Below are 9,557 nucleotides of genomic sequence, written 5' to 3'. Positions count from 1 at the left end.
AGCGGCAGATGTGGCGTCGGGAGTGATTGATTCCGCAATCATCCCCGAAACGAATGTGTACGGCACCGTGGTGGGCGTGCGTCGGGATATTCCCGAGCCGCGTCACCGCTCCCACCTGGGGTTGGTGTCGGCGGACGGCGTCCATGTTGATGTGGACATGATGCGCAACAAAGCCGGTGACCTGCTGGTTCGCATCGATCGGGCGGAGCAGTCCTACCACGACGGCCCCGACGTTCGCGGTGTCATGATCCTGTCCGAGGCGATCGACAACTACCGCAACCACATTGGTAAGCCGGAATTGTTGTTGAGCGTGGACGGGTCGATAATGGAAGCCGACGTTGCGGGGTACACCTTGACTTCGCGACTGTTCTTGAATCGTGGGGATCATTGGGCCGAGGAGACGTGGTCATAGCTGGTGAAATGGTGGAATAGGTTTTGGGAGCTTTCCGGGCGGGAAGTCCGTAACTTTTTCTCTCTGCCGGAATCTCCGGGGACGGGTCGGTACACGATCCACGGGATGATTACGGGCCTCGTCACCCTTTTCACCTTGGCCATTGTTTTCTCGCCAGTGCTGGCGATGCCGGGCCTGACGGGCGTATTCATCGCGATGTCCGCCCGCGATATGCCCCCGCTGCGCCGGCTCCGTATTCTCGTCGTTTTCGGCGTGTGTTTCGTTGCGTCGCAGGCCCTGGGTGTTGCGATCTCCGGCAACATCATGCTCATGGTTGTGGTGATGGCCCTGATGGGCTGCTTCGGCAGCATCGTCTACCACAGCTTGATTACCTTCCCCCCGGGCGCCATGCAGTACGTCATCGCCTGTGCTGTGGCAACATACCTTCCTACCAGGGGTGTCGACGGGGTTACTCTCGTGACGGCAGGCGCCTGCGGGTTCGTCCTGGCGCTGTGCATTTCGATGGGGCTGCAGCTGGTGGACCGGAACAAGGCGATGCGCGATGACATCACCGCGGCGGAGGACGCCGTGGAAGCGATGCGTGAAGAAAACCTCACCCACACCGAGGCCGCGCGGCGTCGCGTGGCCGCGCACGCAGCGGTTTTCACGGCCCTGGAAGATGTGCGCTTGGGATACGGCTGGGGGCGTCAACTTAAACCATTTTCGGCGTTCGGCCGGTACGCGGAGAAAAAGACGCGGGATATTCACACGCAGTTTGTGGAAGCCGTCGTGTGGCGTCGGTGGCATACGCTCCGCAAGATGAAGTACCGCGTCAATGCAGATCACGCGCCGAAACTGTCGCGGGTATCGCCGCATTTGGGCCCGCCGTCGGCTCTTCGTCGTGTGAAATGGTCGCTGAGTTTCCGCTCGGCGGCGGTGCAGATTGGCCTGCGCATGGGCATGTCGATCTTCCTGACAGGCGCGCTGACCTACGGCCTGGGTTTTGGCCACCCGTACTGGGCGGTGATGACCTCCGCGATGGTACTGAGCTTGGGCAAAGACCGGATTAGTACAACGCACCGCGGGTTCGATCGCGTCGTCGGCACCTTGGTCGGTATCGCCCTCTTCGGCGTCATCCACGTGATCGACCCGCCGACAGTACCCCTGCTCCTGATTTGCGCCCTGCTGTACTCGACCACCCTCTTCACCATCGGCCGCAACTACGCGTTGGGGTCGGTGTGGATCACCGCCATGCTCCTCCTGATCCTCAACACCGCGCCCACCAACAACCTGACCGCAACCCAAATCGTCTCCCAGCGCGCGGGCGAGACAATTATCGGCGCCATCGTGGCTCTCTTTGTGTTGTGGGTGACAGGATCCTCCCGGGCCCCGACCTCGATCGTGCGGAGGCAGGCTCGCCGTGTTCTTCTTGCCGACGGTTTCCTGCTGGATTATGTGGCGGAACGGACGGACCTGACGCGCCCGGGCATTGTGGCGCGACGCCAAGTGCTGCTGGAGCTCAGCGCATCCCGTCGGATGGAGGAGCTTTATGCCCGCGACCTCCCTAAGGGCCTGGCCGAGTGGGAGGACCTCTCGGCACTGATTAACGAGTTCTCCTATGTTGTGTTGTGCGGCTGCTGGGTGGAAAACCCGGACGAGGTGATCGATGCGCGCCGGGCGCGCCGGGCCTTGAACGAAATGATCCGACGCTTGCCCGCGATCGATGGCGTCCCGCTGGACACGAACAACGCCAGCGACCTCATGAAACGCGTGCTGGTGGCGGCTCGGCCTACGTCACTGCGTCAATGACTTCATAGGCTCGAAGCGCTCCCCGTATTTCGCGGCGAGTTCGCGGGCACGTGCGACGAATCCGGGGATGCCGCGGGTGGGGTAATCCTCCCCCGCATTCTCGGGGAGGTCAGCATCCTCAGGCCGGGCGTAATTCTTGATGAACTGCCGCGTTCCCCCGGTCCACGCCGGGAATCCGATCCCCATGATCGAGCCGATGTTGGCGTCGGCATCGTCCATCAGCACGCCCTCGTCGACACATTTTTGTGTTTCCAAGGCTTCGGCGAAGAGGATCCGTTCCCGCAGGTCAGCGAAGGTGGGAGCATCCTCGGAGGGTTGGTTAGGGGCATCGCCACGTCGCCCGACATGGTCCCCGTCAGACACTTTTGTTTCGTAGTCGCCGATGGACACGCGACCGGCCCCCAGCTCAGTCCACAGGCCCTCCCACAGGCCGGTGCGTTTCCCGTCGGCGTAGGTGTAAAACCCTCGGCCCTCGAGTTTGCCCGGCCGGTCATAGTCGTCGAGCATGGCATCGACAATCGTGCCGACGCCTCCGTCGTCAACCTGAATACCGGCTGCTTTGGCGGCCTTAGCATTCTCGGTGTTGATCTTGCGCACGAGCTTGAGGTTGAGTTCGTCAGTCAGCTGCAGTGGCGGTGCCGGATAGCCGGCTTGGCGACCTGCCGCTTCGATGACGGCCGGGTCGATGCCCTCAGCGAGCATCCGCAGCGATTCATCCAGCATGAACCCGATCACGCGCGATGTGTAGAACCCGCGAGAATCATTGACGACGATGGGCGTCTTGCGGATTTGTTGCGCGAAGTCGAGCGCCCCGGCGAGAGTCTCGTCGTCGGTTTTGTCGCCTTTGATGACCTCGATGAGTGGCATCTTGTCCACGGGGGAGAAGAAGTGGATGCCGATGAAGTTCTGTGGGCGAGTGACGCCCTCGGCAAGGCCCGTGATCGGCAGCGTCGAGGTGTTCGACCCGAGGAGGCAGTCGTCGGGGACGGCTTCTTCGATTTCGGCCCACACTTTGTGCTTGAGCTCGGTGTTTTCGAAGACCGCTTCGATGACGATGTCGCAATCGGCAAGGTCGGCGTAGTCGGCCGTCGGGGTGATGCGGTCCAGGAGTGCTTGCGATTTTTCGGCGGTGGTACGTCCCCGGTCCAGCGCTTTCTTCTCTAGCCCCTCGGAGTACGCCTTGCCGCGTTCGGCATTGGCGAGTTCGACGTCCTTCAGCGCGACCTCGAGCCCCGCCTTTGCTGCGACATAGGCAATGCCGGCGCCCATCATTCCCGCGCCGACCATGCCCAGCTTTTTAAACTTCTTTTTCTCGACGTTCTTGGGGCGCGAACCTCCACCATTACAGTGCTGCAGATCGAAGAAAAATGCCTGCATCATGTTGGTTGCGGTGGGGCCGGTGACCAGCTCAACGAAGTACCGGGTTTCTATGTCGAGGGCGTGGTCGAAGTCCACCTGCGCCCCCTCAACCGCTGCGGACAGGATCGCTTTCGGCGCGGGCATGGGCGCGCCCTTGATCTGCTTGGTCACGGTCGCGGGGAAGGACGGAAGAATGCTCGCTAGCTTGGGTGATGTGGGGGTTCCGCCAGGAATGCGGTAGCCCTCCCGGTCCCATGGTTGTGAGGGCTCCGGGTTGCTGGCCAGCCACTCGCGTGCGGCGTCGATAAGCGCGTCCGGGGCGACGACATCGTCGATAAGGCCGAGACCTTTCGCCTGCTCAGGGCGCATGCGCTTGCCGGTGGTGAGCACCGACATGAGTGCTTCCTGAATTCCCAACATGCGGACGGTGCGTGTCACTCCGCCACCACCGGGGAGGAGCCCCAGGGTGACTTCGGGAAGGCCAATCTTGGAGCCTTTGGCATCGGCGGCGATGCGATAGTGACAGCTCAACGCGATTTCTAACCCGCCTCCGAGGGCCGCTCCGTTAATCGCGGCGACAACGGGCACGCCGAGCGTTTCCAGCGCGCGAAGATCCTTTTTCATGCTGGTTAGCATGTCGTAGGTGGCTTGGGCGTCCTCGGGGCCGGTATTAATCATGGAGGTGATATCGCCACCGGCGAAGAACGTTTTCTTCGCAGACGTAATAATGACGCCCGTGACGGTCTTGTCCTCGACGGCGGCGGTGAGCTTCTCCACGGTGTCGTGAAGGCTCGCGCGGAACGCGTCGTTCATCGTGTTGACGGGCGAGGCGGGGTCGTCCATGGTCAGGGTGACGATGCCGGAATCGTCGGTGTCCCAGTGGATCGTTGTGTTGGTCATCGTTGGCTCCTTGGGCTGGTGAGTGTAGTCATTCTTGTCGACGTTGGCCTGGGTAAACGGTGCGTAAACGTTCGTTAGACGTTGCTTTTCGACGTGGGTTAGACGCGTTCGATGATGGTGGCGACCCCCATGCCACCAGCGACGCAGAGTGTGATCAGTGCGTAGCGTCCGCCAGAGCGGTGGAGTTCGTCGACAGCGTGTCCGATCAGCATGGCGCCGGTCGCGCCGAGTGGGTGGCCCATGGCGATGGCCCCACCATTGATGTTGAGCTTTTCGTCGGGAATGTGGAGCTCGCGTTGTGCGCGGAGGACGACGGCGGCGAAGGCTTCGTTAATTTCCCACACGTCGATATCGTCGGCAGTGAGTCCGGCTTTGTGGAGTGCGGCACGTGCAGCGGGTGCGGGGGCGGTCAGCATGATCGTGGGTTCGACGCCGGTGGTCGCGGTGGTCACGACCCGGGCGCGAGGCGTGAGCCCCATGTCCGTACCAGCTTGTTCCGTGCCGATGAGCGTCATGGCGGCGCCGTCGACAATGCCCGAGGAATTGCCTGCGTGGTGAATGTGGTTGATGTGCTGAACCTGCGGGTACCGGGTCAGCGCGGCGGCGTCGAAACCGCCGATCCTCCCCATTTTGGCGAACGACGGTTTGAGCCCGGAGAGCGATTCGACAGTAGTGTCAGGCCGTATCGTTTCGTCCTTATCGAGAAGTTTGAGGCCGTTCTGGTCTGTGACGGGAACGATGGAATTGGAGAAGCGGTCCTCCTCCCACGCGTGAGCAGCGCGTTGATGAGACCGCGCAGCGTAACTGTCGGCGTCGTCACGCGTGACGCCATCCAGCGTGGCAATGAGGTCGGCGGAAATTCCCTGGGGAACGAAATCCGTGTGGAAGGCGGTTTCAGGGTCCATCGCGAGGGCTCCGCCGTCGGATCCCATGGGCACGCGAGACATGGACTCCACCCCACCAGCCAGAACGAGGTCATCCCACCCGGAGCGAACTTTGGCGGCGGCCAAGTTGACCGCGCTGAGGCCCGATGCGCAATAGCGGTTCACCTGGACGCCGGTGGCGGAGTAGGGGAGGTCCGCCATGAGGGCCGCTGTCTGCGCGATATCCATTCCCTGATCCCCGACGGGTGTCACGCAGCCGGTGATGACGTCGGAAATGCGTTGTTCGTCGATGTTGGGGTTGCGGCGGCGAATTTCTTTAATGAGCGTGGTGAGCAGGGTGACCGGTTTCGCGATGTGCAGCGAGCCCGAGCTTTTCCCTTTGCCGCGGGGTGTTCGAAGTGCCTCGTAAATGAAGGCTTGGGGCTGGGTCTCGGCGGCAGGTGCCATGTGGTTTCTCCCTGGTTGATCATTTCCGTACAGGTGGTGTGCGTTCGTGCAGGTGGTGTGCGAGCGCACTCACATACCCGTTCAAATGTGTTATGAGTCACTATATGTGAGTGAGGTGGAAATGTGGCGGGAGAACAGGAATAAATTTTTCATGGGGGTGACCGACGGCGACGCTTGAAGCTATGAACTCCTACATAGCTCACTATTTCCCCAGCTCAGCTGCGTTTACGACGAATGATCGTTCAGATACTTCATGGCTGCTCGTCCCCCTCGATGGCCTGCGCGCGTAGCGCCCACGGTCGAGGCAGTTGATCCATAGCCCAGGAGGAAAATCCGCGGATCTCGCTCAACGCGCACTTCATCGCGCATTTTTATCCCGCCGCCGAGCATGCGTAATTTCAGCGGTGCGAGGTGCTCGAGAGCATGGCGGAACCCCGTGTTCCAGAAGATGATGTCAGCTGTTTCGTGGTGGTGGGCGTCGTATGGTTGCCAGCTTTCGGGAAGAACGAGATGATCCGCGGAGCTGGGGCCAAGGCCGTCCGCCGACGCTGATGTTGGTGGCTCAAAGTCAACGCCGTCGCTGGTGATGCGGGTGAACATTCCGCGGCTCACCAGGACGCCATCGCGGACGCCGTCGAGGTAGGTGTCCCACAGCGGAATGCCAGTGGTCCGTACCACGCTGGCGGGTTCGTCGCCGGCATGGGTGCGGTCGCGAACAGCCTGTTCAACGTCGCGGCCCCACCGCGTATCGAATGTGCGGTCGGTGAAGTTTGGTGGCCGCCGGGTCGCCCACACCGTTTCTGTCACAGGGGCAAGTTGCAGAAGAAACTGCACCGCACTCAAACCGCCCCCAACAACCAGCGTTTTCTTCCCCGCGAAATCGTCGGCAGTGGTGAAATTCACCGTGTGGAGCTGCGTGCCCCGAAAGTCCGCAATACCGGGAATATAGGGGATGTATGGGTGCGTCCACGTTCCCGTCGCATTTAATACGACCTCGCAGGTCACAGAGGTGCAGGTCCCATCTTTCATCCACACCACGGTGAGCAATTCCGTATTTTCATCGTTGTTGCAGACGCCGATGACCTTCGCGGGGCGCTCCACGGCAAGTCCGAATTTCTGCTCGTAGTCGCCGTAATACTGGGCGACGACGCGCGACGCGGGGATGTCCGGGTCAGGGTCGCCGAGTGGCAGGCCGGGGAGATCGGCAATCCCGTGGGCTGCGTCGAAAGTGAGGGAGTCCCACCGGTTTCGCCATGCACCGCCGGGACCGTCATTGGAGTCAAGAATGAGGAAGTCGTCCCCGGGCGTGAGGCCGCGATGGACGAGTTCATGAGCGCCCGCGAGACCAGCCTGTCCTGCACCAATAATGACTGCCCGGTAGTGGTCTTTCATGCCTCCTCAGTGTAGCTCAGTGCGGGGGAGTGGCAGGGGCGTTTACAGCAGGATCGGAGCCACAAGGAATCCGAGAAGAACACACACCATAATGGACACCGTGCCGGGCAGGACGAACGGGTGGGAGAGCGGCGTTTTGCCCACGCGGGTGGAACCAGTGTCGTCCATTTCCATCGCGGCAACCGTCGTCGGGTAGTTGGGGAGCAGGTAGTAGTTAGACACCGCGGGATAGCTGGCCACCAATGCCGTTGCCGGCAGGCCGAGTTTCACGAATAGCGGCATGAAGGCGGATGTCGTCGCCGCGTGGGAGAACATGAGCGGGGCGGCGAAGTAGAAGAACACGGCAGAGAGCCATGGTTGCGAATGTAAAGCGCCCGACAGGCCGTGGGAAATCGTGTCGGCGTAGTGGCTAACGAACATGTTTCCTAACCATGCGAGACCCATGATACAAATAGCTGCGGTCATGCCGGAACGGAAGGTTTCCTGAGTAGTGATCTCGCCGAAAGGCTTCTTCGCTAGACCGCAAATGACTGCTGCCGCGGTGAGCATAACGGCCATGATCGCCAGCGTCGCGCTCAGCGGCGGGTTATCGACAATGCCCAGCTCCTTCGAGGTCACCGTCGCGTAGGTGACCACCAAAATCAGAGCAAGCAGGAAGACCCACAAACTAGGAACTGCGCTCTTTGCCGGAGTGTAGTTTTCAATACCAGCTGCCGACGGCTTCACAAGGCCTTGCTTCTTCCGCTCCTGGTAAACGGGGTCATCGGCCAATTCTTTACCTTGCCGGGCGGCAACAAATGCGCCGGCTGCGCACCCGATGAACGTCGTCGGGATAACAATTGCTAAGCACTGCAAGTATCCAACATGGAAGGGATCCAAAGCGACAACCAACGCGGCCATAGCAGCAGAAATTGGAGATGCTGCCACACCAATTTGCGACGCGACGACGGCGATAGATAGCGGCCGGGAGGGCCGAATTCCGCGCTCTTTAGCGACGTCGACAATGATCGGGATGACGGAATATGCGGTGTGGCCAGTTCCGCACAGGAGCGACATGACGAATGTGACCAGGGGAGATAAGTAGACGATCTGTTGAGGGTGCCTGCGCAAGAGCCGTTCGGTCAGATGAACCAAGTAATCCATTGACCCGGCCACTTGCAGCGCGGCCACGGTGCAAATAACAGCCATGATGATTCCGATAACAGCCCACGGAATATCGTCTGTCGATGTTGAGACCCCGGTAATGGCGAGTACTAGGACACCTGCTGCACCCGCGAATCCAATGCCAATTCCCCCGAAACGAGCCCCCAGAATAATGAAGGCAAGAACGATAAGGAGATGAAACCAAATCATCAGTCACTCCGTTCAGCGCAATTTAATTTTGTGATGATAAGCCGAAAACAGATTAGGACTACCGGCAGGTCCGACGCCATTCTCAACCTGGTTATAACGGTGTGATATTTCTAATGACTGTGATTTTGATCAAGTAGCAGAGCGATCAAAATAGTTAATGCGCTCAACGGGTTGACGCGCTCGCGCAATTAGAGCGAATCAGGGGTCTCCGGGGACTTCCCCGCAGGTCGGCGTCCGGCTTGTCGCGCGTCGAAATACAAGTACAACCCAGCCAGGATTAAGATCATCCCGCTCACGCCCGTTATCCACGGCACTGCCTTACTCCAGATATTGAGCGGCTTAATCACTCTCTGAATATCGTGTAGCCGTGCTTCTTTCGTACGGTCATCCCACTGAGCGTCGAAGTGAAGCATAGTCCGAGAAGGAGAGGCTAATTCTTTATCCTGATTTTCCTTAATCGTTTTTGCCTCATTGTAATTTTGGGCATAAAAAACCCATAACGTGACCGAATTATTTGTTATTATTCCGGTCGCTGGTTCAACATTTATCGTTCGGGTCGCCACATAATAAGGATCCATTTGGATAGGGGCACCGGAACTCAATCCCCACGAGGACGCGGGAATATTCCGCCGAAGCCTATCTAATTCCTGCCGCTGCACCTCCGACACATTGCCCGCATTGTCCATGAGCCGTCGTTGTGCGTCATAAAGGTTGACGGGCCCTAGGTCCTGGCTGAACTGATAAACATCAATTCCCTTCGAATACACATCTTTTCCGCGCTGCTGAATCGCGTTCACAAAATCGATGGGGGTCGCGGTACCGGTGGCAGCGTCAAAGAATCGATAAGACCGCCGTTCAGACCCGAACGGGAATCGAAACTGGTAGCCATCGCGAACGAAATCATTGATGGATACCTTCACATCGTCACCCATCCCCAGCGCTGATAAATCCATCGCAACAGAAGACTGAGGCTTTTTCGAGGGGAATGCCGTGTGGCGGTTCAGCACGACCTCATCGTGGAT

General features: G+C 59.7%; 7 protein-coding genes. 2 read left to right on the top strand and 5 right to left on the bottom strand.

Features of this window, described 5'->3' with window-relative positions:
- Together Q3981_RS04660 and Q3981_RS04655 are read left to right on the top strand one after the other, a co-directional pair.
- Positions 1 to 412, top strand: a 412-nt coding sequence (locus Q3981_RS04660) for a hypothetical protein (RefSeq protein ID WP_303124298.1), incomplete at its 5' end; no start/stop codon positions are given.
- Between the two features lie 3 nt (positions 413 to 415).
- Positions 416 to 2,200 carry an FUSC family protein gene (locus Q3981_RS04655; RefSeq protein ID WP_303124297.1) on the top strand — a complete coding sequence of 595 codons (1,785 nt, stop codon included), beginning with the start codon at positions 416 to 418 and terminating at the stop codon, positions 2,198 to 2,200.
- Here Q3981_RS04655 and Q3981_RS04650 read toward each other — a convergent pair.
- From Q3981_RS04650 to Q3981_RS04630, 5 genes are all read right to left on the bottom strand, one after another.
- On the bottom strand, positions 2,186 to 4,459 hold the full coding sequence (locus tag Q3981_RS04650; RefSeq protein ID WP_303124296.1) for a 3-hydroxyacyl-CoA dehydrogenase NAD-binding domain-containing protein: 2,274 nt from the start codon (positions 4,457 to 4,459) through the stop codon (positions 2,186 to 2,188). The two genes, Q3981_RS04655 and Q3981_RS04650, sit on opposite strands and share 15 nt — an antisense overlap.
- 98 nt (positions 4,460 to 4,557) lie before the next feature.
- Positions 4,558 to 5,790: an acetyl-CoA C-acetyltransferase gene (locus tag Q3981_RS04645; protein ID WP_303124295.1), complete on the bottom strand. Its 1,233-nt coding sequence runs from the start codon at positions 5,788 to 5,790 to the stop codon at positions 4,558 to 4,560.
- 225 nt (positions 5,791 to 6,015) lie between these two features.
- Positions 6,016 to 7,182, bottom strand: a complete 1,167-nt coding sequence (locus Q3981_RS04640) for an NAD(P)-binding domain-containing protein (protein WP_303124294.1) — start codon at positions 7,180 to 7,182, stop codon at positions 6,016 to 6,018.
- Positions 7,183 to 7,224: 42 nt separating this feature from the next.
- The gene (locus Q3981_RS04635) at positions 7,225 to 8,535 is read right to left on the bottom strand and encodes an anaerobic C4-dicarboxylate transporter (RefSeq protein WP_303124293.1); all 1,311 of its coding nucleotides are present in this window, start codon (positions 8,533 to 8,535) and stop codon (positions 7,225 to 7,227) included.
- A gap of 188 nt (positions 8,536 to 8,723) precedes the next feature.
- Positions 8,724 to 9,557: DUF3068 domain-containing protein (locus Q3981_RS04630; RefSeq protein WP_303124292.1), on the bottom strand; the 834-nt coding region annotated here is incomplete at its 5' end.

The organism is Corynebacterium sp., from assembly GCF_030530965.1.
Lineage (GTDB): Bacteria > Actinomycetota > Actinomycetes > Mycobacteriales > Mycobacteriaceae > Corynebacterium.
The sequence above is the reverse complement of the archived record's forward strand: the minus strand, read 5'-3'. Positions and strand labels throughout refer to the sequence as shown.

Coding starts and splice junctions, on each gene's coding strand:
- Q3981_RS04650 (WP_303124296.1), bottom strand. CDS start 4,459: ATGACCAACACAACGATCCACTGGGACACCGACGATTCCGGCATCGTC.
- Q3981_RS04645 (WP_303124295.1), bottom strand. CDS start 5,790: ATGGCACCTGCCGCCGAGACCCAGCCCCAAGCCTTCATTTACGAGGCA.
- Q3981_RS04640 (WP_303124294.1), bottom strand. CDS start 7,182: ATGAAAGACCACTACCGGGCAGTCATTATTGGTGCAGGACAGGCTGGT.
- Q3981_RS04635 (WP_303124293.1), bottom strand. CDS start 8,535: ATGATTTGGTTTCATCTCCTTATCGTTCTTGCCTTCATTATTCTGGGG.